The organism is Mesorhizobium sp. M0077, from assembly GCF_040322955.1.
GTDB lineage: Bacteria > Pseudomonadota > Alphaproteobacteria > Rhizobiales > Rhizobiaceae > Mesorhizobium.
This window is the reverse complement of sequence record NZ_JAMYUL010000017.1, coordinates 45,616-68,272: the sequence shown is the minus strand read 5'-3', so window position 1 is coordinate 68,272 and position 22,657 is coordinate 45,616. Positions and strand designations below refer to the sequence as shown.

At 62.0% G+C, this 22,657-nt stretch carries 18 protein-coding genes; 7 read left to right on the top strand and 11 right to left on the bottom strand.

Annotated elements, in window-relative coordinates:
- Positions 1-60: 60 nt before the first annotated feature.
- On the bottom strand, positions 61-2,031 hold the full coding sequence (locus NKJ57_RS26300) for an acetoacetate--CoA ligase (RefSeq protein WP_352513147.1): 1,971 nt from the start codon (positions 2,029-2,031) through the stop codon (positions 61-63).
- A gap of 363 nt (positions 2,032-2,394) precedes the next feature.
- Here NKJ57_RS26300 and NKJ57_RS26295 point away from each other — a divergent pair, with 363 nt between their 5' ends.
- Positions 2,395-4,248, top strand: coding sequence for an AsmA family protein (locus NKJ57_RS26295; RefSeq protein ID WP_023692376.1), 1,854 nt, complete (start codon positions 2,395-2,397; stop codon positions 4,246-4,248).
- Between the two features lie 42 nt (positions 4,249-4,290).
- Here NKJ57_RS26295 and NKJ57_RS26290 read toward each other — a convergent pair whose 3' ends face one another.
- The 7 genes from NKJ57_RS26290 to NKJ57_RS26260 all read right to left on the bottom strand — a co-directional run bounded on the left by NKJ57_RS26290 (position 4,291) and on the right by NKJ57_RS26260 (position 12,417).
- On the bottom strand, positions 4,291-5,109 hold the full coding sequence (locus NKJ57_RS26290) for an ABC transporter permease (RefSeq protein ID WP_352513149.1): 819 nt from the start codon (positions 5,107-5,109) through the stop codon (positions 4,291-4,293).
- Positions 5,106-6,071, bottom strand: a complete 966-nt coding sequence (locus tag NKJ57_RS26285; protein ID WP_352513151.1) for an ABC transporter permease subunit — start codon at positions 6,069-6,071, stop codon at positions 5,106-5,108. The genes NKJ57_RS26290 and NKJ57_RS26285 overlap by 4 nt, the downstream gene beginning before the upstream one ends.
- A 9-nt stretch (positions 6,072-6,080) precedes the next feature.
- A complete protein-coding gene (locus tag NKJ57_RS26280) occupies positions 6,081-7,220 on the bottom strand; it encodes an ABC transporter ATP-binding protein (RefSeq protein ID WP_023697298.1) in 1,140 nt (379 codons plus the stop codon).
- Positions 7,221-7,303: 83 nt separating this feature from the next.
- On the bottom strand, positions 7,304-8,401 hold the full coding sequence (locus NKJ57_RS26275) for a polyamine ABC transporter substrate-binding protein (protein WP_023669323.1): 1,098 nt from the start codon (positions 8,399-8,401) through the stop codon (positions 7,304-7,306).
- Positions 8,402-8,825: 424 nt separating this feature from the next.
- On the bottom strand, positions 8,826-9,779 hold the full coding sequence (locus tag NKJ57_RS26270) for a DMT family transporter (RefSeq protein WP_352513152.1): 954 nt from the start codon (positions 9,777-9,779) through the stop codon (positions 8,826-8,828).
- 161 nt (positions 9,780-9,940) lie between these two features.
- Positions 9,941-10,840, bottom strand: a complete 900-nt coding sequence (locus tag NKJ57_RS26265; RefSeq protein WP_031193251.1) for a DUF2167 domain-containing protein — start codon at positions 10,838-10,840, stop codon at positions 9,941-9,943.
- Positions 10,841-10,989: 149 nt separating this feature from the next.
- Positions 10,990-12,417: a helix-turn-helix domain-containing protein gene (locus tag NKJ57_RS26260; protein ID WP_023727761.1), complete on the bottom strand. Its 1,428-nt coding sequence runs from the start codon at positions 12,415-12,417 to the stop codon at positions 10,990-10,992.
- Between the two features lie 250 nt (positions 12,418-12,667).
- Here NKJ57_RS26260 and aceA point away from each other — a divergent pair, with 250 nt between their 5' ends.
- The 3 genes from aceA to NKJ57_RS26245 all read left to right on the top strand — a co-directional run bounded on the left by aceA (position 12,668) and on the right by NKJ57_RS26245 (position 14,991).
- Positions 12,668-13,957 (top strand): isocitrate lyase, encoded by a 1,290-nt coding sequence (aceA, locus tag NKJ57_RS26255; protein ID WP_352513153.1) that lies wholly within the window; start codon positions 12,668-12,670, stop codon positions 13,955-13,957.
- A 52-nt stretch (positions 13,958-14,009) separates the two neighbouring features.
- A complete protein-coding gene (locus NKJ57_RS26250) occupies positions 14,010-14,252 on the top strand; it encodes an SMc00767 family acetate metabolism repressor (protein WP_352513154.1) in 243 nt (80 codons plus the stop codon).
- A gap of 277 nt (positions 14,253-14,529) precedes the next feature.
- Complete coding sequence (locus NKJ57_RS26245) at positions 14,530-14,991, top strand: response regulator (protein WP_352513180.1); 462 nt, start codon at positions 14,530-14,532, stop codon at positions 14,989-14,991.
- A gap of 30 nt (positions 14,992-15,021) precedes the next feature.
- Here the strand turns inward: NKJ57_RS26245 and NKJ57_RS26240 are convergent, their stop codons facing one another.
- Positions 15,022-15,729 carry an HAD family hydrolase gene (locus NKJ57_RS26240; protein ID WP_352513155.1) on the bottom strand — a complete coding sequence of 236 codons (708 nt, stop codon included), beginning with the start codon at positions 15,727-15,729 and terminating at the stop codon, positions 15,022-15,024.
- 147 nt (positions 15,730-15,876) lie between these two features.
- On the opposite strand from NKJ57_RS26240, the gene NKJ57_RS26235 reads away from it, so the two are divergent.
- The 3 genes from NKJ57_RS26235 to NKJ57_RS26225 all read left to right on the top strand — a co-directional run bounded on the left by NKJ57_RS26235 (position 15,877) and on the right by NKJ57_RS26225 (position 19,841).
- Positions 15,877-17,313, top strand: coding sequence for a glutamine synthetase family protein (locus NKJ57_RS26235; RefSeq protein ID WP_023681878.1), 1,437 nt, complete (start codon positions 15,877-15,879; stop codon positions 17,311-17,313).
- A gap of 120 nt (positions 17,314-17,433) precedes the next feature.
- Complete coding sequence (locus NKJ57_RS26230) at positions 17,434-18,720, top strand: NAD(P)/FAD-dependent oxidoreductase (protein WP_352513156.1); 1,287 nt, start codon at positions 17,434-17,436, stop codon at positions 18,718-18,720.
- A gap of 275 nt (positions 18,721-18,995) precedes the next feature.
- Complete coding sequence (locus NKJ57_RS26225) at positions 18,996-19,841, top strand: SH3 domain-containing protein (RefSeq protein WP_352513158.1); 846 nt, start codon at positions 18,996-18,998, stop codon at positions 19,839-19,841.
- Positions 19,842-19,862: 21 nt separating this feature from the next.
- On the opposite strand, the gene NKJ57_RS26220 is transcribed toward NKJ57_RS26225, so the two are convergent.
- Both NKJ57_RS26220 and NKJ57_RS26215 read right to left on the bottom strand, forming a co-directional pair.
- Positions 19,863-21,158: a Mur ligase family protein gene (locus NKJ57_RS26220; protein ID WP_352513160.1), complete on the bottom strand. Its 1,296-nt coding sequence runs from the start codon at positions 21,156-21,158 to the stop codon at positions 19,863-19,865.
- A gap of 85 nt (positions 21,159-21,243) precedes the next feature.
- Positions 21,244-22,539, bottom strand: a complete 1,296-nt coding sequence (locus NKJ57_RS26215; protein WP_352513162.1) for a Mur ligase family protein — start codon at positions 22,537-22,539, stop codon at positions 21,244-21,246.
- Positions 22,540-22,657: the final 118 nt, after the last annotated feature.

Below are 22,657 nucleotides of genomic sequence, written 5' to 3'. Positions count from 1 at the left end.
TACCACTCATGAAATCTAGGTAAATTCGACCGACATATCTGGTTAACCATCCCGGCCGCGTCACTCAGCCAGCTGCGGCAGGTTCCTGAACAGCTCCAGCGCCTCTGGATTGGCCAACGCTTCCTTGTTCTTGATGGCGCGGCCATGCACCACGTCGCGCACTGCAAGCTCGGTGATCTTGCCCGATTTGGTGCGCGGAATGTCGCTGACGGCGACGATCCTTGCCGGCACGTGGCGCGGGCTGGCGCCGCTGCGGATCTTGGAACGAATGCGCTTTTCCAGATCCTCGTCCAGCGTCACGCCGGCGGCCAGCCGCACGAACAGCACGACGCGGACGTCATTGTCGAAATCCTGACCGATGCACAGCGCCTCAAGGATCTCCGGCATCTGTTCGACCTGATTGTAGATCTCCGCCGTGCCGATGCGCACACCGCCCGGATTGAGCGTCGCGTCGGAACGGCCGTGGATGATCATGCCGCCATGCGCGGTCCATTCGGCGAAGTCGCCGTGGCACCAGACATTGTCGAAGCGCTCGAAATAGGCGGCCTGGTATTTCTTGCCCTCAGGATCGTTCCAGAAGCCGATCGGCATCGACGGGAACGCTTTTGTGCAGACCAGCTCACCCTTTTGCTCGCGGATCGGCTTGCCGTCATCGTCCCATACATCGACGGCAAGGCCGAGGCCGGGACCCTGGATCTCGCCGGTCCAGACCGGTTGCGTCGGTACGCCGAGCACGAAACAGGAGACGATGTCGGTGCCGCCGGAAACCGAGGCGAGATGTACGTCCTTCTTGATGCCGTCATAGACGAAGCGGAAATCCTCCGGCGACAACGGTGAGCCGGTGGAGGAAATAGCCCGCACACTCGACAGATCATGGCTGCGGATCGGCTTGAGCCCGGCCTTGCGCACGGAATCGATGAATTTGGCCGAGGTGCCGAAAAAGGTCATCTTCTCGGCATCTGCGAAGCTGAACAGCACATTGCCGTCGGGGTGGAAGGGCGAGCCGTCATAGAGCAGCAGCGTGGCGCCCGAGGCCAGGCCCGACACCAGCCAGTTCCACATCATCCAGCCGCAGGTGGTGAAGTAGAAGAAGCGGTCGCCTTCGATGAGTCCGGCATGCAGCCGGTGTTCCTTGACATGCTGGACCAGCGTGCCGCCGGCCGAATGGACGATGCATTTGGGAATGCCGGTCGTGCCTGACGAGAACAGGATGTAGAGCGGATGCGCGAACGGCAGCCGCTCGAACGTGACCGCTTTGGCGGTAAAGGGTAACAGCGCCTCTTCGAGCGCCACGGCCTTGTCGATGATCGCTGCGATATCGCGCGAGGTACCGAGATAGTCGACGATCAGGACCTTGCGGACGGTTTCGAGCTTCGCCGCAACGGCAGCGATCTTGTCGGCTACCTCGATTGCCTTGCCATTGTACCAATAGCCGTCCGGCGCAATGAATATGACCGGCTCGATCTGGCCGAAACGGTCGAGCACGCCCTGCTCGCCGAAATCGGGGGAACAGGACGACCAGACCGCGCCGATGGAGGCGGCCGCCAGCATGGCGGCGACGGTTTCCGGCATGTTGGGCATCATCGCCGCGATGCGGTCGCCCTTTTTCACCTTGAGCGACAGGAAAAGCTGCTGAAAGCGCGAGGTCAGCTGGTGCAGTTCGCTCCACGACAGCCGCCGCTCGATCTTGTCCTCGCCGCGAAAGACGATCGCGTCACCGGAACCGGTCTTCTTCAGCAGGTTTTCGGCGAAGTTCAGCGTCGCTTTGGGAAAGAACGATGCGCCGGGCATCTTGTCGCCATCGACGAGCACGGGCTCGCCCGCATCGGTCCCTTTGTCGCCGACAATGCCGCAAAAGTCCCACAGCAGGCTCCAGAAGCCCTCGCGATCCTCGACCGACCAGCGGTGCAGTTCGGCGTAGGAGGCGAAGGATGTGCCGCTTTTGGCCGCTGCTGCCTTCATGAACGCGGTCAGTGGTGTTGCGTCGATCTGGTCTTGCGTCGGAGTCCAGAGCGGTGCTTCGGCAGCCATGATCGATCCTCCTTGAAGCCCGTCGCGTCGCAAGATAGATATGCTTTTGTTTGATGCACGTCGTTGTCCCGGAACCGCTGCACTCTTCCGGGCGACATGCACTAGCCTCAGCTTTACAGGCGCCGCTGTCCCAAAAACGCCGCGCCTCGTAACAGGCTGAAGCTGCATCGCTTATGCCTACCACCGTGCGGCAGAGCAAGATTTTGTTCCGCTAAACTCGGCCATATGTGCGCAATTGCCATCGCCGGGCCATAAAGACTTGAAATGCCTCAGCCCTGAGTCGTAGTGACGGCTGGAAGGCGTGGTGACGACTGGCGGTTACACCCGTCAGGCGTTTATCGGAATGAAAGCAACCGGGGCAATATGCCATCACCTTTGATCCGGCGCGGAATATGGGCGATCGGCGTTGCCGTGCTCGTCATCGCGCTGGTCGTCGCCGCTCTGCCGCTGTTTGCCTCGACCCGGATCGTGCGCGATCGCATCGCCTGGGAGATGAGCGCGTGGAGCGGTTTCAGGGTCACCATCGCCGGTTCGCCGCGCATCGAGGTGTGGCCGAAGTTCCGCGCCATATTGAGCGACGTCACGCTGTCCCAGTGGACCGAGACCGACGCGCCGCCGGTGATCGAGGCCGAACGGGTCGAGGTCGACCTTTCGGCGATGGCGGCGCTGCAGGGCGATGTGGTGTTTTCGACGGCGCGGCTGGTGCGGCCGACAATCCGGGTCCAGCGCGCCGCAAACGGCATATTCCTGCCCGCCATACCAACGGGCGGACGCATCACCCGCTCCATCGACACGGCGCGCGGCCTAGTCAACGCCGATCCGACGAAGCCGGACCTGAGCAAGCTGCCCGCCGATCCGTTCGGCACAGTGGAATTCAGGGACGGCCGCATGGTCGCCTCCATCGGCGGCAAGGACGTCGAATTGCTGACCAGCCTGTCCGGCCAGGCGAGCTGGGCAGCGATGAACAGCAACGCGACCTTGTCGGCGACCGGAATCTGGCGCGGAGAGAGCGTCACCGTCGATGCCGCCTCGCCCAAGCCGCTGGTGCTGTTTGCCGGCGGCGCCGCACCGGTCACGTTTTCGTTCAAGGCAGCGCCGGCCAGCTTCTCGTTCGATGGCACGGCCAGCATGTCGCAAAACGCCTATTTCGATGGCCAGGCGAAATTCGCCGCACCCTCGCTGCGGCGCGTGCTGGAATGGTCGCAGGCCGGCATTGCTCCTGGTACGGCGATCGGTTCGGTCTCGATTTCGAGCAAGATCACGGCGACCGCCGGCCGCGTCAAATTCGAAAACACCGCGGTGACGCTCGACAGCAACCCGGGAATGGGGGCGCTGGATTTCTCGTTCGGCGACGCCTTGCCGGTGATATCAGGCACACTCGCCTTCGACACGCTCGACCTCAGGTCGCTGTTTTCGGCCTTCACGCCGCTGGCGCCCACCGGTGAAACCGGTCCCGGCGAAATCGACACCAGCTTCGCCGACCGGATCAATCTCGATCTGAGGCTGTCAGCGGCGCATGCCTCGGCCGGCGCAATCCAGCTTGCCGACGTCGCCGCTACGGCGCAGGTGAAGAACGGGCTTGCCGTCTTTGATATCTCCGATGCGTCGGCCTTTGGCGGCAACGTGCAAAGCAGCCTGCGTTTCGACCGTAAACCGGAGGGCTCGCAGGTCGAGATCCGGCTGCTCGCCTCCGACATTGACGGCGCCGCTTTCGGCACCGCGGCCGGAATGACGCGGCTGGTGCCGGCCAGCACCGGCACTGTCTCGGTCATTCTCAAAGGGCCGGGCAAATCCTGGGACTCGATCTTCGAGAACGCGGACGGCTCGGTCTCTGCGACGTTCGGGCCGGGCGCGCTGAGCGGGCTCAATTTGCCGGCATTTCTGAAGCACACGGAACAGGGCGGCTTCTTCGCGCTCGACGACGTCTCGGACGGGACACTGCCGATGGACGGCGCCGAGCTCAAGGCCACCATCTCGAAGGGTGTGGCAAGGCTGGACAAGGCCGAGGCCAATTCGGCGAAATACAAGGTCTGGCTGTCCGGCATCGCCTCTTACGGCGGACGCGGGCTGGCGCTTTCGGGGGGTGTCACCCAGGCCGACCCGGCAGCGGCACCGGTCAATGGCCAGCAGGGATCCAACCAGTCGTCATTCTTCGTCGGCGGCACCTGGAGCACGCCGTTCATCTCGCCGATCAGCCGCGGCGTCTCAGGCGAATAGGCGGACCCTTACCGGGACCGCCCTATCCCTCGTTTGACGCAATCAACCGCGCTGCGCGGCCTGTTCGTCGAGCTGGCGCTGCACCTCACGCCGCTTGTTGGCGACCGAAGCGATGATGACGCCTACCGCCACGACGGCGATCAGGATGGTGCAGGCGGCGTTGATTTCCGGCGTCACGCCGAGACGCACCTGGCTGTAGATCTTCATCGGCAGCGTGGTGGCGCCAGGCCCCGAGGTGAAGGAGGCGATCACCAGATCGTCAAGCGACAAGGTGAAGGCCAGCATCCAGCCGGAGACGATGGCCGGCATGATCACCGGCAGCGTGATCTGAAAGAAGGTCTTTACCGGCGTTGCGCCGAGGTCCAAGGCAGCTTCTTCCAGCGAACGATCGAACGACACCAGGCGCGACTGCACGACGACAGCCACGAAGCACATGGTCAAGGTGATGTGAGCAAGCGTCACGGTCAGGAAGCCACGGTCGAGACCGACGGCAACGAACAGCAGCAACAGCGACAGGCCGGTGATGACTTCCGGCATGACCAGCGGCGCAAACACCATGCCGGAAAACAGGATGCGGCCGCGGAAGCGGGTGTAGCGGGTCAAGGTCAGTGCCGCCAGCGTGCCGAGCACGGTTGCCACAGTGGCGGAGATGACAGCCACACGCGCGGTCACCCAGGTGGCGTCCATCAGCCCCTGATTGTGGAACAGCGAGGCATACCATTTGGTCGAGAAGCCGCCCCAGACGGTGACCAGCTTCGACTCGTTGAAGGAGAAGATGACGAGCAGCACGATGGGCAGATAGAGGAAGGCAAAGCCCAGCACGACCGAGGTGACGTTGAAGCGGCTCCAGCTGGTGTTCATTTGTCTTGCTCCTGGGCGCGCGCCTGGGCTCGCTGGAATAGCATGATCGGCACGATCAGCAGCAATAGCAGGATCACCGCCACCGCCGATGATACTGGCCAGTCGCGGTTGCTGTTGAATTCGTTCCAGAGCGTCTTGCCGATCATCAGCGTCTGCGATCCGCCGAGCAGGTCGGGAATGACGAACTCGCCGACCGCGGGAATGAACACCAACAGGCAGCCGGCAATGACACCGGGCAGCGACAGCGGGAAGGTGATTTTCCAGAAGGCTGATGTCGGCGGGCAGCCGAGATCCTTGGCCGCCTCGATCAGCGAATAATCCATTTTTTCCAGCGAGGAATAGAGCGGCAGCACCATGAATGGCAGGTAGGAATAGACGATGCCGATGAAGATCGCATAGTAGGTGTTGAGAATGATCAAGCGTTCGTCGATGATGCCGGTGGCGAGCAGCAGCTGGTTGAGCAGGCCTTCAGGTTTGAGGATGCCAATCCAGGCGTAGACGCGGATCAGGAACGACGTCCAGAACGGCAGGATCACCAGCATCATCAAGGTCGGGCGGATCGTTGCCGGCGCACGCGCCATGCCATAGGCGATCGGGTAGCCGACGAGCAGCGTAAGGACCGTCGATATCGCGGCGATGATAACGCTGGTCACATAGGCTTTGAAGTAAAGCGCGTCCTGCGCCAGCAAGGTATAATTGTCGAAGTTGAGTTCGCGGAAGCCGGCGAAGAAACCGGACATGCCGTCCCTGAAATCGAGCACGGGCGTGTAGGGAGGCATGGCGATCGCCGTCTGCGACAGCGAGATCTTGAAAACGATGATGAACGGGATGAGGAAGAAGAACAGCAGCCAAAGATAGGGCACGATGATGACGAGCCGGCTGACGAAGCCGGCGCCGAGCCGTGTCAGAAACGGTTTGGCCGCTGTCGATGGGCCGGTGCCGGTGATGGCGATGTTGGACATGCCCGCCCCCTACCGCGTCAGCACGACGCCGGCATCCGGCCGGAAGGAGACCCAGGCGCGGTCGTTCCAGGTCAGCGGGTCCTCGGTGACTCGCGCCGCGTTGAGCGCGCTTGCCCTGATGATCTGCCCGTCATCCAGCCGGATGTGGTAGACGGTCATGTCGCCGAGATAGGCAACGTCGTAGACCTCGCCCTCAAGCGCATTGACTGCGTCGGCCGGTTTCTTCGACGACACCTTGATCTTCTCCGGCCTGATGGCGAAGACGATGTCGGAACCGGCCTTTGTATCGGTGCTGTTTTCGACGACGATCTGGGCCCCTGTCGCGCCGGTAATGCGCGTGGTGTTTGCCGCACGCTCGGCGACCTTGCCTTCGAACATGTTCACATTGCCGACGAAGTGGGCAACGAAGCGTGAGCTCGGCGCCTCATAGACTTCCGCCGGCGTCGCCACCTGCATCACCTCGCCCTTGTCGATGATGGCGATGCGGTCGGCCATGGTCATCGCCTCTTCCTGGTCGTGGGTGACGACGACGAAGGTAAGGCCGAGATTTTGCTGCAGGTCCATCAGCTCGAACTGCGTTTCCTCGCGCAGCTTCTTGTCGAGCGCGCCGAGCGGCTCATCGAGCAGCAAGACTTTTGGCCGCTTGGCAACCGAGCGGGCGAGCGCGACGCGCTGGCGCTGGCCGCCCGACAATTGGTGCGGCTTGCGCTTGGCGAACTGCTCTAGCTTCACCAGCTTCAGCATCTCGGCGACGCGCTTTTCGATATCCGGTCCCGGCATGCCTTCCTGCTTGAGGCCGAAGGCAATGTTCTTTTCCACGCTCATATGCGGGAACAGCGCATAGGACTGGAACATCATGTTGACCGGGCGGCGGTAGGGCGGGATGCCGCGCAAGTCCTGGCCGTCGAGAAGGATACGGCCGGCGGTGGGCTCCTCGAAGCCGGCAAGCATCCGCAGCAACGTCGACTTTCCGCAGCCCGACGCGCCGAGCAGGGCGAAGAACTCGCGCTCGAAAATGGTCAGCGACAGATTGTTGACGGCGGTGAAGTCACCGAACTTCTTGGTGACGTTCTCGAATTGGATATATGGCTTGGCGTTCGGGTCGTTCCATGGCGCGAAATCCCTGCGGATGCTGCCAAGCGATTTCATGTCCCACTCCGTCCTATTTTTTTGCTTCTTGCCCCAGAGAAGAATGGTCCCGGCAGGTGGCTGCCGGGACCATGTCGCATTGCTTACTGGCCGGTGACGATCTTGGTCCAGCTGCGCGTGATCAGGCGCTGGGTCTTGGGATCGTAGGGCTGGACCGTATAGAGCTTTTTCAAGGTCTCGGCGTCCGGATAGACCGCCGGATCATCCAGCAGCGCCTTGTCGACGAACTGCTGCGAAGCCTTGTTGCCGTTGGCGTACAGCACATAGTTGGACGACTTGGCGATCACTTCCGGCTTCATCATGTAGTTGAGAAATTCGAGTGCCTCGGCGGCATGCGGCGCATCGGCGGGAATCGCCATCTGGTCGAACCACATCTGGGCGCCTTCCTTGGGCACGGAATAGCCGATCTCGACGCCTTGCTTGGCCTCGACCGCGCGGTTGCGCGCCTGGAAGACGTCACCCGACCAGCCGACCGCCAGGCAGATGTCGCCGTTGGCGAGCGCGTTGATGTATTCGGACGAATGGAATTTGCGGATATACGGACGCACCTTCAGCAACGTCTCCTCGGCCTTTGCGATGTCGTCAGGTGAGGTGCTGTTCGGATCGAGGCCGAGGTATTTGAGCGCCGCCGGGATGATGTCGGCCGGCGAGTCCAGCACATAGACGCCGCAGTCCTTCAGCTTGGCCAGGCTGTCGGGATTGAAGAACACATCCCAGCTGTCGATCTTGTCGGTGCCGAGTGCTGCCTGCACCTTCTTGATGTTGTAGCCGATGCCGACGGTGCCCCACATGTAATTGATCGAGTATTCATTGCCGGGATCGTATTTGGCGGTGCGCTCCGAAACCGTGTCCCACATGTTGGAAATGTTGGGCAGCTTCGACTTGTCGAGCTTCTGGAACACGCCGGCCTGGATCTGGCGGGCCAGGAAGTTGCCGCTGGGCACGACGACGTCATAGCCGCTGCCGCCGGCAAGCAGCTTGGTTTCGAGGATTTCATTGGAATCGAAGGTGTCGTAGACGACCTTGATGCCGGTCTCCTTAGTGAAGTCGTCAATGATCGAACTGTCGATGTAATCCGACCAGTTGAAGACGTTGACGACGCGATCCTCGGCATGGCCGCCAACGGCGAAAAGCGTCAGAAATGCCGAGGTTGCCGAAAGCCAGAGCGCTTTGCGGATCATGCTGTTCTCCTTTGATGAGTGTTCCTTCGCCAAGTCGTCGCTGTTCGAGCGCGATTGGGCATTTGCTTCAGAGTATTGAGCTTTCCGGGCAGCCACAAGCATGAACTGCCAGCGCCGTCCGGGCGGTTCGACGAGCGGCAGATGATGGCTCTGTGTGCCCGCATGGCGGGCGCGCTGACGCCGTCAGAGGCTTTCGCCGCGGCGCTGGCAGGGATACGACGCTGTGGTCCGGTCTTGGTCCGACCGGCGGGGACACTTGGCAAGATAAGCCTGTCTTGTTGTTGCCGTGCCCCAGCCTGCCCGTGCCGCAGCAAGGTTGTCAATGGCCCGCGCGGGGAAGCTCGGTCAATAGGGCGTGCGGCTTCGCTAATTGGGGAAAGAAGGGCGTAATAGGGAAGACGGGCTCAACCAAGGGAAAGGCGGGTCAATTAGGGGATGGCAGGCCGGTGGTCCCCGGCCGTGCAGGTCTCGCCTGGCGCTTGAATTCAAGCGCGATATGGACGAGCAGCGCGGCGACCACCGCCGCGCCGCCGATGATGGTGCGCACCGAGGGCACCTCGCCATGAACGAGCCAGACCCAGATCGGTCCGAGGATCGGCTCGAACGTGCCGAGGAGTGCTGCGATCGCCGCCGGAACCAGCCTCGCGCCGGTGGCGAAGAAGGCAAGGCCCAGGCCGAGATTGATGACGCCGAAGGCAAACAGGAAAGCCATGTCGTGGGCCGACGTGGCAAACTGCGTGGCTTGCGATGCGGCGAAAGCCGCTGCCAGCATCGTGCCGAGGCACGTCGCCGGCGTCATGCGCACATGGGCGAAGCGCCGGGTGATGACGGTGGCAATCGAGAACATGACGGCGATCAGCAGCGACAGCCCGTCGCCGATGGGCGATACGGCGCCGTCGAGCGATTCCGACACCATGATGGCGACGCCGGCGATGACGGCGGCGATCGCCACCCAGGTCGCGACGGCGACGCGTTCGCGAAACAGCACCCAGGCAAGCAATGCCGCCAGCAGCGGCACACCGGCCTGCATCAACAGGATATTGGCAACGGTGGTGTAGGCGAGCGCGACAACGAAGCACGTCGACGCCGTGGCGAAACAGACGGCCACGGCAAGGCCGGGCAGGCCCATGTCGCGAAACAGCCGCAACATGCCGCGCCAGCCGTCGCGCCAGGCCATGAAGCAAATCAGGAACACAGCCGCCCACAGCGAGCGCCAGAACACCACCGTCCAACTGTCAGCGGTGTCGATGAAGCGGGCGATGGTGCCGCCAAAGCTCCACATCAGCGCCGACAGGAACACCAGCAGCAAGCCGACCCGCTCTTCGCGCGGCGAGACGATCGGCGATGCGGCGATTGGAGAAGATGCGGTATCGGTCATGGGGTGCGACTGTCGGCTATCTCGGGGCGGCATGATGCACAATGGACGACAGAAACGTGCCGCATTCGCCTAGCGCATAGGCTACCGCCGGAGGTGATCCAGCCCGGCATTCCCTTTGGCGCACCGCCAACCGGCAGCCATACGGGCAAACACCGCCGTTTCTAGGACGTGCCCTTGTTGCCGCGGATAAAGCGCCAAAGACCGGCCAACGGTACCAGCAGCAGAATGCCGAACTTTTTCAGGGCGATGAGCGCGACCGCAATCAGGCCGGCCTTTGCCGCGAGTTTTCCAGCGATGAGGCCGCCGATGCCAACCGCGGCGACCGTGTCGGTGCCTGGCAGAAAATCGGTGTATTTCTTGCCGGTGTTGAAGTCCGCCACGCCCAGCACTTCGTCCAGGCTCTGCTTGATCTCCGGCAATTGTTCAACCGTAGCGATGTAGCTCATCACGAAGACGCCTTCCCGGCCGAGGAAACGGACGTCGTAATTGAGCGTGTGGACGGTATCGTCTCCGAACTGCAGTTCCTTGGCCCAGTGCAGCCGCTTGTGGACGAAATCATAGACCGGCGGCGAGGCCCAGCCGATCAGCTTGATCGGGGGAAAGCCGTCCTTCACCCGCTGATCGTTGGCCGACAATGTGTCCGCCTGCATGCTGCTCAGCAATTCGGTGTAGTCGATGGATGCGGCGTCGGCGTCATCGACATGGCCGATCTTTTCATAGCGCAATTCGATGCCCCAACCGTTGCCGGCGATGGGCTCGTACTTGGCCGGGAAGATCATGCCGATTGCTTCGGACGCGGTATCAGCCGGATTGCCCCAGGCCTCGGTCAGGACGGACGTCGCGTCCTTCTTGCCCAGAAAATAGAACTTGTCCTTGAGATCGAGATGGATGCCTTCGGGAAGGTCGACCGCGCCGGTCTTTGGATCGATCTTGTCCAGGAATGCCTTGCCGTCGTCACTATACTGTTGATAGTCCTTGAAGAATTCCGAGGATTTTTCTGCCAGAACAGGCCCCGCCAAAAGGGCAAGCGCCACGCCAAGCCACAAAGCTTTCCTGTTCATAAGCCGTCCCCCCTTGGCTGCCCTGCAGCTCACCTTCGATAGCGCAGCGCCGATGCTTAATCAATATTTGGTTCGGCGATGGTTCGGGCCGCGCTCTATTGCTTAGCGCAAACAGCTGCGGTCTTCCGCGACCTCCTGCCCGAGAAGCATCACTGGAAATCGAAGGCGCTCAGGCCCGTCGCCATCTCGTCCAGGCCCAGCGGACGGGTCACCGGCGGCTCGGCGCGGGCGAGGCAGCCGATGCGTTCGCACAGCCGGCAAGCGGGACCGACCGGCGTGGCGGCGCCCTGTCCGGCCTTTGCCGGCAGCCCGGCGCCATAGACGATCTCGTCGCGAAAGCCGATATCGCAGCCCAACAGCAGCGCGGTGCGGCGCGGGCGCTCGGAGAACGAACCCTGCGGCCCCTCGAGCGTGCGTGCGATGCAGAGGAACTCGGCGCCGTCGGGCATTTCCACCGCCTCGACCAGGATCTGGCCAGGCGAAGCGAAAGCGGCATGGACCGGCAGTTTCGGGCAGCCGCCGCCAAAGCGGCTTTGCGGAAAGCCCTGGCCGCCGGCCTTGCGGAAGCGGTTGCCGGCATTGTCGACCTCGAGCATGAAGAACGGCACTCCGGACAAGCCAGGACGCTGCAGCATGGTCAGGCGGTTCGCCGCCTGTTCGAAGGAGACGCCGAAACGCGAGCGCAGCACATCGATGTCGTAACGAGCCCGCACGGCGGCGGCATGAAAGGCCTGATAGGGCATCATCAAGGCATGGGCGGCGTAGCGGCCGAACTCGAAGCGGGCGAGCCGGCGGGCTTCGTCCGTACCGAGCTTCAGCGCCTGAATTTCGCCGGCGATCGCGACCGTCATGCGGATCAGGCAGGCCTCCATGGCGACTTCGCGCAACTGGTCGAACGGCGACAGCCGCTCCGATAGAAAAAGACGCTGCGAATGACGGTCATAACGGCGGCGCCAGTTCGGCATGGTGGCGACCGGCAGAACCTTGACGACGATGCCATACTCGCGCTTCAGCCACGCCTTCAGCGCGCCGAACAGATCGTCGCCGGGGTCGAGCATCGAGGTGAAGGCCTCGGCCTCTTCCTCCAGTGCTGCAAAATGGTTCGGCCGGCGCTCGAAAATCTCGTGCACTTCGTCGATCGGCAGCCGCGCACCGGACAGCGCCGTGGCGCGGCCCTCGCGCGCCAGAAGCTCGTTGAGATCGGACAGCCGCTCGGCCTGCTCGCGGTAAGCGCGAAACAGTTTTATCATCGCAGCCGATGCGTTGGGGGCTGCCTCGGCCAGTTCGATCAGTTCCTGGTCGCCCGGCAGCTCACCGGCAAGCAGCGGGTCGCCGAACACTTCCTTCAAGGCCGAGATCGACCCTCTCGCCTCACCCTGCAATTCATGCGGGTCGACCTTGTAGACAGAGGCCAGCTTCAGGATCAGTTGCACCGTCAGCGGCCGCTGGTTGCGCTCGATCAGGTTGAGATAGGACGGCGAGATGCCGAGCCCCTCGGCCATCGCCGTCTGGGTCAGGCCTTTGGCGATGCGGATGCGGCGGATGCGCGGCCCGGCGAATATCTTCTGGTCGGCCACCGGCTTTCCTTGACAGGAATTTACACGACTTGCGAGCGATGAACGGCGCACTATCTTTTTACAATCATGACAGATTTACAGCGGCAAGCAGTCAAACACAACACAGGTTTTCTCTTATTTTCTACCGGAAATGGCGGTTTTCCTCGCTCTCGTCACGGCGCAATGTAAATGATGTCACACACAGACGACGCACACCATCCCAGGGGCGCGGCGTTTCAAGACACTGGCATCGATTGATCTGGAGTGACCAATGACTGATTTTTACAATCTTGTCCCATCCGCGCCCGAAGGCCGCTTCGACGGCATCGAACGAGCCTATTCGCCGGACGATGTGAAGCGGCTGCGCGGGTCGGTCCAGATACGCCAGAGTCTTGCCGAAATGGGCGCCAACCGGCTGTGGAAGCTCATCCACGAGGAAGACTTCGTCAATGCACTCGGCGCCATGTCGGGCAACCAGGCGATGCAGCAGGTGCGTGCCGGGCTGAAGGCAATCTATCTCTCGGGCTGGCAGGTCGCCGCCGACGCCAACACCGCGTCGGCCATGTATCCGGACCAGTCGCTCTATCCCGCCAATGCGGCGCCCGAACTGGTCAAGCGCATCAACCGCACGCTGCAGCGCGCCGATCAGATCGAGACCTCGGAAGGCAACGGCCTGTCGGTCGACACCTGGTTCGCGCCGATCGTCGCCGATGCCGAGGCCGGCTTCGGCGGACCGCTCAACGCCTTCGAGATCATGAAGGCGTTCATCGAGGCGGGCGCTGCCGGCGTCCACTATGAGGACCAGCTGGCCTCTGAGAAGAAGTGCGGCCATCTCGGCGGCAAAGTGCTGATCCCGACCCCCGCGCATATCCGCAACCTCAACGCGGCGCGTCTGGCGGCCGACGTGATGGGCACGCCGACGCTAGTCGTGGCACGCACCGATGCGGAAGCGGCAAAGCTTCTGACCTCCGACATTGACGAGCGCGACCAGCCTTTCGTCGACTACGATGCCGGCCGCACGGTTGAAGGCTTCTACCAGGTCAGGAACGGCATCGAACCGTGCATCGCGCGCGCCATTGCCTATGCGCCGCATGCCGACCTGATCTGGTGCGAAACATCCAACCCCGATCTGGCGCAGGCCAAGAAATTCGCCGAAGGCGTGCGCAGGCATCATCCGGGCAAGCTGCTCGCCTATAATTGCTCGCCGTCGTTCAACTGGAAGAAGAACCTCGACGACGCGACGATCGCCAAGTTCCAGCGCGAGCTCGGCGCCATGGGCTACAAGTTCCAGTTCATCACATTGGCCGGGTTCCACCAGCTCAACTTCGGCATGTTCGAACTGGCCCGCGGCTACAAGGCGCGGCAAATGGCGGCTTACTCCGAACTGCAGGAAGCCGAGTTCGCGGCGGAAGTCCACGGCTACACCGCGACCAAGCACCAGCGCGAGGTCGGCACCGGCTATTTCGACGCCGTGTCGATGGCGATCAGCGGCGGCCAGTCCTCGACCACCGCCATGCATGAATCCACCGAGCACGCCCAGTTCAAGCCGGCAGCGGAATGAACCGATCGACATAACCAACAGAGGAAACGCCCGAAGGGCAAGGGAGAAGAAAATGGCATCGATAAGCCGCGTCAAGGAACGTGCAGACGAGCAGTCCACCACGATGAGTGTCGACCAACAGGCGACCATCCGCATGCTGGCCAACGACCTGCACAGGCTCAATCAATCGGTGATGAAGGCAGTCGAGGCCGGCGTCTCGGTGGAACTGGTGCGCTCGGCCCGGCATCATGGCGGCGACGGCAATTGGGGCGACCTGCTGATCCCGGTGATCGTCACGCAGAAGAGTCACGGCTGATCTTTCCCTTACGGAAGCTTTGTGCTTGTGGAACTTATGGGCCCCGCCGCTCACTGGCCGATTTCAACGTCACCCGCGGGTTTTCAGCGCGGGTGACTTTCGCTTTTGAGCGTAAACTTAACTACAGTTCGAAAACAGACTTTGTCTCCGGGGTTTAATATTTCCGGCTATATTTCGCAGGTCCGTCATTTCAGCTTGACATGGCGGGCGATCTCACGCCAATTGGCTCTCGGATTTCAACCCTGCATTGAAGCAGCGCCGAGTGCCCGCCCCGCCCATGTGCCCTGTGAACCGCGAGACCGACACCGCCAAACATCTGAATTCGTCAAGCAGGGACGCGAACTCCGAGATATCAACGGATTTCTCCCACGTGCTGGTCGTTGGAAAATCGCCGATCAACCGGGTGGTGGTGTCGAAGATCGTCGAGAAGTCCGGACTGAAGCCGATCTCCGAGTCGCCCGAAATGGCGGCCAAGACATTGCGAACCCTCATTCCGGGCGCCGTCGTTCTCGATGGCGGCCCCGACAACGAGGACTGCCGCGCGCTGATGGCGGCCATCGACGCCTTGCGGCGGACATCTGGGCGGTCGCTCCCCAAGGTGATCCTGCTTTCAACCAACACCGGCACGCCCGACAGCCTGGGCCTGTCGAGCGTGGTAGATGTGGTGGTAACCAAGCCGATCACCACCGAAAGGCTGCAGCCGGTGGTCGACCGGCTGATCAGTCTCGGGCGCGGCTGATCGCAATCCGCCCGAACGCGTGCGGGGCGGTCAGCCTTCCTTGCCGATGCTCTCGATCAAAGCCGGCAGTTCGCCAAGATCGACAAGCTGACGAAATCGCGGTGCCTCGACCGGCGGCTCGACGTGTTCGAGCACCCAGGTCAGCTCGTGCGGCACATACACACCCCAACTCCCGGCCTCGATGGCCGGCACCACGTCCGACTTGAGCGAATTGCCGACCATCATGCTGTCCTGCGGGCTGCCGTGGCGGCCAAAGATCCTGGCATAGGTGGCGGCGCTCTTGTCGCTGACGATCTCGACGGCATCGAACAGGTCGCCAAGGCCGGACGCCGCCAGCTTGCGCTCCTGGTCGAACAGATCGCCCTTGGTGATCAGCACCAGATGGTAGGCGCCGGCAAGCCTTTCCACGGTCTCACGCGCATGCGGCAAAGCCTCGACCGGATGTCCCAGCATGTCGCGGCCGGCGGCAAGGATTTCGGCAATGGTCGACCCCGGCACACGGCCCTCGGTCACTTCTATTGCCGTCTCGATCATCGACAAGGTAAAGCCCTTGATGCCGAAGCCGTAGACGGCAAGGTTGCGCTTCTCGGCCTCCAGCAGCCGTGCCGAAATGTGCTCGGTATCGCCATGGTCGGCGAGCAGGGTTGCAAAATGCTTCTCGGTCAGGCGGAAGAACTGTTCGTTCTGCCATAGGGTATCGTCGGCGTCGAAGCCGATCGTGGTCAATTTGCCTGGCATACGGTGTCTTCTGCTGCTCGATCTGCGGGAGGTTGACCCTAATCTGCGTGGCGCGATTTTCAACCAGGAAGGCGAAGACAGGCAGCTCCCCTTCCCTTCCATCACCGGCAACAGCTATACTGTGATAATTGCAACCCAAACTGGTGAATGATGCCGCCTGCGAAAAAGGAAGTCCGTCCGTCGACCCGCGGAGGACGCGTCCGAACGCCTGCCTTCGTGAAAAATCAACGCGGCGTGAAGAACTGGAAGGAAGTCAGCGCCTGGCTGGAATGGCGCGGCATCGAAGACATAGAATGCATCACGCCTGATCAGGCTGGCGTCGCGCGCGGCAAGATGATGCCGTCAAAGAAATTCACTTCCAACACCTCGCTGGCGCTGCCATCGGCAGTGTTCATGACGACGATTTCGGGCGGCTATCCCGAGGACGGCAACGGTTTCCACTATCCGGAGGATGATGGCGACCTGAAGCTGATGCCGGATCTGTCGACGTTGACCGTGGTGCCGTGGGAAGAAGACCCGACGGCCGCCGTCATCTGCGACCTCGTCCATCAGGATGGCCGTTCGGTCGAGTTCACGCCGCGCAACGTCCTGAAGCGCGTGGTAGCAGCCTATGACAAGCGCGGGCTGAAGCCGGTGGTGGCGCCCGAGATCGAATTCTACCTGGTGCGCAAGAACCCCGACCCGGATTACCCATTGACGCCACCAGTCGGGCGTTCCGGGCGGCCAATCGGCGGCGGAGCCGGCTATTCGATCGCCGGCGTCAACGAGTTCGACGAACTGATCGACGACATCTACCATTTCTCCGAAAGCCAGGGCCTGGAGATCGACACGCTGATCCACGAGGAAGGCGCCGGCCAGCTCGAGATCAATCTGCGTCACGGCGATCCGGTCGAGCTCGCCGATCAGGTGTTCATGTTCAAACGCACCATTCGCGAGGCAGCGCTGAAGCATGAGATCTATGCCACCTTCATGGCCAAGCCGATCCAGGGCCAGCCAGGTTCTGCCATGCACATCCACCAGTCGATCATCGACAAGAAGACCGGGCTGAATATCTTTTCGGCGAAGGACGGCTCGGAAACCGACGACTTCTTCCATTTCATCGGCGGCATGCAGAAGCATGTGCCGAACGCACTGGTGATGTTTGCTCCCTACGTCAATTCCTACCGCCGGCTGACGCAGTCGGCCTCGGCGCCGGTCAACAACAAATGGGGCTATGACAACCGCACCACGGCGTTCCGCGTGCCGCGCTCGGATCCGGCGGCGCGGCGTGTCGAAAACCGCATCCCGTCTTCCGACGCCAACCCCTATCTGGCGCTGGCGGCCTCACTTGCCTGCGGGCTGATCGGCATCACCAACAAGATCAAGGCCGAGCCTCCGGTGCTGACCACCGCAAACGCCGATGAGATCGACCTGCCGCGCGGCCTGCTCGAAGCCGTCGACCTGTTCGAGGGCGACGAGGAGCTGTGCGCCCTTTTGGGCAAGTCCTTTGCCGCAACCTATGCAGCGATCAAGCGGGCGGAGTTCGAGACCTTCATGGAAGTGATCAGCCCGTGGGAGCGGGAGTATCTGTTGCTCAACGTGTGAGCGGCGACTTCGTCGTGTGAATGGTGAATAGTGAATGGTGAGTAGTTTCATATTGGATGGATGAGCGCAGACGTCGTGCGTCTCGCAGCCATTCACCATTCACCATTGGCTGGTGTCCCCATGCCTTACCAATCACCTATCTCCCCCGGTCGCTCCTGGTACGAAGACACAGCCGGACCACGCCCTGAGTACCCTGCCCTGGACGGCGACCGCAGCTGCGACGTCGTCGTCGTCGGCGGTGGCTTCACCGGGCTGTCGGCGGCCGCTCATTTGGCCAAGGCGGGAGCCGACGTCGTTCTGATCGAGGCGCATCGCTTCGGCGACGGCGCTTCAGGGCGCAATGGCGGCCAACTCGGCACGGGCCAGCGCGCCTGGGCCGAAGAGATGGAGGCCGAATACGGCTTCTCCCGCGCCAAGGCGCTGTTCGACCTTGCCGAGGAGGCGAAAGCGCACCTGCTCGAATTCGCCGCCGTCAACCAGATCGACATCGACTATATGCCCGGCCAGTTGTCCGTGGCGCACAAGCCGCGTTATCTCGACGACTACAAGGCGCATGCCGAGATCATGGCGGGCCGCTTCAATTATCCGCACATCGCCTTCATGGATGCCAGGGAAACGGCCGAACGGCTGGGCTCCACACGCTACTTCGGCGGCACCCGCGACACCGGCACCGGACACATCCACCCGATGAAACTGGTGATCGGCACGGCAAAGGTCGCGGCAGCGGCCGGCGCGCACCTGTTCGAGCAGACACTATCGACCGGTGTTACCTCCAGCGGCGGCAAGGTCAGGGTGACGACTTCGAGAGGAACCATCACCGCCCAGAAATGCCTGATCGGTGTAAATGCCTATGGCGGCACGCTCGAGCCGGTGAGTGCCGCGCACATCATGCCCATCGGTTCCTTCATCGGCGCGACGGTGCCGCTGGGCGTCGATTCGAAAGTGCTGCCGGGCGGCGAGGCGGTCGACGATTCGCGTTTCGTCGTGCGTTATTTCCGCAAATCCAGCGATGGAAGGCTGCTGTTCGGCGGGCGCGAGGTCTATGGCGTCAACGATCCGAAGGACATCCATGTCCATATCCGCCGGCAGATAGCCGAGCTTTATCCGGAACTGAGCGATGTCGAGATCACCCATGGCTGGGGCGGCTATGTCGGCATCACCATGCCCAGGAAACCGTTCGTGCGCGAGGTGATGCCCAATGTGATCTCGGCCGGAGGCTATTCCGGCCACGGCGTGATGCTGTCGAACTTCTTCGGCAAGCTCTATGCCCAGACCGTCGCCGGCAACCGCGACAGACTGAAGCTGATCGAGGACCTGAACATCCCGGCTTTTCCCGGCGGCCGGCGATTTAGAACGCCATTATTGTTCTTGGCACTGAACTGGTTTGCCCTGAGGGACCGAATATAGGGAAAGTATCTCATATCAGCCGTGGCTGGTACTGAGCTGATTCTATTGAGCTGTTGGTTGCCGCAGCGAGACGTTGCAGAATCATTAGCAAGAGCGCACAATTCCCCTGAGGGCGCACTGATGCCACAATCAAGGGCAAAGGATGCCGGTTCTGGGCGATTGAACGGGGATTTCTGCGGGCCTGCCCGCTTTGTTGTTGGGACCGATGCCGATCGAATGCCGGGCTGCCGGCGCCGATCGAAAGAACACCGGCTCATCTTTTGGAGGTGGCAAGAGTGAACGAGCCCTTCAGTTTCGGCGCGCCGGAACGTCGGCGCTTCGCCATGCAATTCGGTTATGACATGCGGCCCTCCTTCTGGCAGGGGGTGCGCACGAATTCGCATCTGGTGATCGCCGCGGTCGGCACCGCAGCGCTGCTTGGCGTGGCGGGCATAGCGCTTTGGCTGGCATTGCCGGCCAACGACCGGCAAGCGATCGCCAGCACACAGCAGAACGTTCCGACTTTTCCGGTCAAGACGACCAAGATTGCCCCGGTCGCGGCGACGGCTACCGCGGTAGCGGCGCCACAAGCCGCGCCCAAGGGCGACGCGGTTTCAACGACGGTCGCTGTGGGTGGGGCTGCCATGCCGCCGCTGTCGGCCAACGATCCGCGCTGGACTGCGGCGCAATCCAACAGCGACCCTGCCGCGACGCCATCCGATCAGGCTCCTGCCGAGCAGGCTGCCGCCAAACCGTCCGATGCCGCGGCATTCGAAGAACCGGCGACGCAGAGCGACGCCACGACGCAGCTGTCAAAGGTCGCTGCTCCCGCCAATGACGACGACGCCGAGACCGCCGCCATACCGACGCCAAAACCGCAACTTCCAGACGAGCAATCTTCCGCCGCAACGGACGATACCCAGGCCAAGGCCAAGCCACAGAAGGTGGCTGCTGCCGCCGGCACCGGACGCATCCTCAGGGCGGTGACAATGCGCAGCGGTCCGCAGAAAAACGCCGCCGCCATGGGGACCGTGCCCGCCAAGTCGTCGGTGCAGGTGATGAGTTGCAAGAAATGGTGCCAGATCGTCTACAACGGCAAGCGCGGCTGGATCTACAAGAGCTACATCAAGACCGGGGCTTGAGACACAAGCCGCCAGATCTGGTCAGCCGCCGAGCAACCACCTGAAACGGTGTCTCCTGCGAGCAAGTTTGCGCTTAGCCAGGAAATCCCGGTGTTCCTCGAACGGCACCTCGTAGAGGCCGCACATTTGGCAGCTTTCCGACTTGCGGCATATCGGGACCCAGCATTTGACGTCGTGTGTCCAGGCGAGCGCGATCCTTTCCAGATGAAGGTTGGACGAACTTTTCAGCAGAATCAGTTCTCCTGGGACTGCCGTCCGTTTGATATGATCCGAAACTTCCTTGGCAGTGCGAAGCTCAATGAAACGGCCGCTGTCGCGGTCGGCCTGGCTGGCGCGCGAGCGATGCGCATTGTCGCCGGTATAAATGACCTCATCGGCGATTTCGCGCGCGATGTTGTAGGCGGCGCCGTATTTTCTCGACGAGCCGGCGTAGTCCGATATCTGCCCCAGCACAATGCGCTTGCGAGCACCCTTGGCCTTTGCAATCATCTCCAGGGCAATGTTGAGCGAATGCCAGGGCGCTTTGGCCGTATCGACCAGGAATTTCGGACCCGCGGATACCTCTTGCACCGTAGAGCGGTTGGGCAGTGGTGCAAACGATGCCGTTCTCGCTACGACTTGCTCTGGCGGGACCCCAAGTTCCAAGGCGGCGGCAACAGCCGCTGCAGTCGGCAGCCAGAATTGCTCGCCGGGAAAAGGCGCTTGAATATTCAGGCTGCCACCGCGCCAATGAAGGGTGAACCGCAGCAATTCCGGATACGCGGCATGCACGTCACTCACGCGGTAGTCTGCCTCGCCGGACTGGCCGAAGGTCGCAATCCGGCATTTCGCGCCAGACGCCATGCCGATCACCAGTGGGTCATCGCAATTGAGAACCGCAAGTCCATCGGGTTGGAGTGCCCCGACCAGCGCCCGCTTCTCTCCCGCCACAGCTTCCAGAGTCTTGAACTTGCCGAAATGCTCCAGACGGATCATCGTAACCACCGCCACACTCGGCTTCAGCATCTGCGCCATGGCGCTGATCGTGCCGAAGTCGGAAGCGCCGGCTTCGAAAACGACGTAATCGACTTTGCCGGCCTTCCTCAGGCGCTTGTAAAGCGTTCGGATGAGCGCAGGCATTGTATTGGCCTGGGCCTGTAGATGCACCTTGCCTTGGGCGGCCAGTATGTGTGCAAGCAGGCTGGTGGATGTGGATTTGCCGGAGCTGCCGGTAATGCCGATGAACGTCGCCTCGTTACGCGCCCGCACCCAGCGCGCCTGCAGCCGTCGCAGCGCCCAGCCCAAGTCCTTGCGAATTTTCAGCAATTCCAGTTTCACACCCCGCCAGCTTTTAGCCCAGCCTAATATGCGTCGTGCCAAGTTCCAGAGTCAAACGGGCGCTGGCGTGCTTCAGCCAAAGATTCTAGCGGCCGAGGAGCCGCAGCAGTCTGTGCTTGCGACGCTTCGATTTTCTCTGCGCCACAAACTCACGGTGCTGCTCAAACGGCACTTCATAGAGGCCGCATTGCTCGCATCCCTCGGTCTTGCCGCATACCGAAACCCAGCACTGGACGTCGTGGGTCCAGGCAAGAGCGACACGCTCGAGGTGCAGATTGGACGAGCTCTTGAGCAGGATCAACTCGTCAGGCTGCGCGGTTTGGGCGATGTAGTCCGACACTTCCCTGGCCGTGCGCAATTCGATGACGCGGCCGCTGTCGCGATCTGCCTGGTTCGCCTTGGAGCGATGGGCATGATCGCCGACATAAATCACCTGGTCTGCAATCTCGCGCGCGCTGCTGTAGGCTTGGGCATATCTGTTATTCGAGCCGGAAAAATCCGATAGCTGGCCAAGAACGATACGTTTTCGCCCGAATGTCGATCCGGCTACCATGTCGAAGGCAAGGCTCAGCGAATGCCAGGGCGCCTTTGCGGCATCCACGATGAAGTGGGGGCCGCCCGCGGGGACGAGCACCTGGCCGCGATTTTCCAGAGGCTGGAACGTCGCGGTTCTGTCCTTGACCATCTGCGCAGGCACGCCCAGTTCAAGAGCGGTTGCAACCGCCGCTGACGTCGGCAGCCAGAAATGCTGGCCGGGGAACGACGTCTCGATATCGAGCACACCGCCGCGCCAGTGGAGCGAGAACCGCAACGGCTTGGGATAGGCTGCCTCGATATCGCTGACGCGATAATCCGCCTGCTCCGATGTGCCGAATGTGACGGAACGGCAATAGCTCGCCGAGGCCATGCCCATCACAAGAGGGTCATCGGCATTGAGCATCGCGAAGCCGCCCGGCTCCAGCGCCGCGACCAGGGCGCTCTTTTCTCGAGCGACGTTTTCCACAGTCTTGAAACTGGCCCGATGCTCCAGCCGGACCATTGTGACAACAGCCACGTCGGGGCGAAGCAATTCGGCCATGGGCTTCATTGTATCCGGGCCGAATGCAGCAGCCTCGAAGACGACGTAGTCGGTTTTGCCGCCCTTTCCCATTCGCCTGGATAGCGTCGAGACCAACAGTTTCATCGTGTTGGCCAGAACCTGTGTATGGACCGAACCATGACCGGCCAGGATGTGTCCAAGCAGGCTTCCCGCCGTGGTCTTGCCGGAGCTTCCGGTAATGCCGATGAAAATTGCCTTGCTTCGCGCCCGCGCACGGGTGGCCAGGTAAAGCCGCAGCCGCCATCCCAGATCATAGCGACTTTTCTGCTGCCTGATCTTCATCACCCGCCAACACTATCCACGATCCCGTTATGCCTTTCGGGTGATCGAGAAGTCAAACTGGGGTCCGGCGTGACGACGTCAACTGTTCGTTCCTCGGCCGGCCGGCGCATCGATGCGA

Coding starts and splice junctions, on each gene's coding strand:
- NKJ57_RS26300 (WP_352513147.1), bottom strand. CDS start 2,031: ATGGCTGCCGAAGCACCGCTCTGGACTCCGACGCAAGACCAGATCGAC.
- NKJ57_RS26295 (WP_023692376.1), top strand. CDS start 2,395: ATGCCATCACCTTTGATCCGGCGCGGAATATGGGCGATCGGCGTTGCC.
- NKJ57_RS26290 (WP_352513149.1), bottom strand. CDS start 5,109: ATGAACACCAGCTGGAGCCGCTTCAACGTCACCTCGGTCGTGCTGGGC.
- NKJ57_RS26285 (WP_352513151.1), bottom strand. CDS start 6,071: ATGTCCAACATCGCCATCACCGGCACCGGCCCATCGACAGCGGCCAAA.
- NKJ57_RS26280 (WP_023697298.1), bottom strand. CDS start 7,220: ATGAAATCGCTTGGCAGCATCCGCAGGGATTTCGCGCCATGGAACGAC.
- NKJ57_RS26275 (WP_023669323.1), bottom strand. CDS start 8,401: ATGATCCGCAAAGCGCTCTGGCTTTCGGCAACCTCGGCATTTCTGACG.
- NKJ57_RS26270 (WP_352513152.1), bottom strand. CDS start 9,779: ATGACCGATACCGCATCTTCTCCAATCGCCGCATCGCCGATCGTCTCG.
- NKJ57_RS26265 (WP_031193251.1), bottom strand. CDS start 10,840: ATGAACAGGAAAGCTTTGTGGCTTGGCGTGGCGCTTGCCCTTTTGGCG.
- aceA (WP_352513153.1), top strand. CDS start 12,668: ATGACTGATTTTTACAATCTTGTCCCATCCGCGCCCGAAGGCCGCTTC.
- NKJ57_RS26250 (WP_352513154.1), top strand. CDS start 14,010: ATGGCATCGATAAGCCGCGTCAAGGAACGTGCAGACGAGCAGTCCACC.
- NKJ57_RS26245 (WP_352513180.1), top strand. CDS start 14,530: ATGTGCCCTGTGAACCGCGAGACCGACACCGCCAAACATCTGAATTCG.
- NKJ57_RS26240 (WP_352513155.1), bottom strand. CDS start 15,729: ATGCCAGGCAAATTGACCACGATCGGCTTCGACGCCGACGATACCCTA.
- NKJ57_RS26235 (WP_023681878.1), top strand. CDS start 15,877: ATGATGCCGCCTGCGAAAAAGGAAGTCCGTCCGTCGACCCGCGGAGGA.
- NKJ57_RS26230 (WP_352513156.1), top strand. CDS start 17,434: ATGCCTTACCAATCACCTATCTCCCCCGGTCGCTCCTGGTACGAAGAC.
- NKJ57_RS26215 (WP_352513162.1), bottom strand. CDS start 22,539: ATGAAGATCAGGCAGCAGAAAAGTCGCTATGATCTGGGATGGCGGCTG.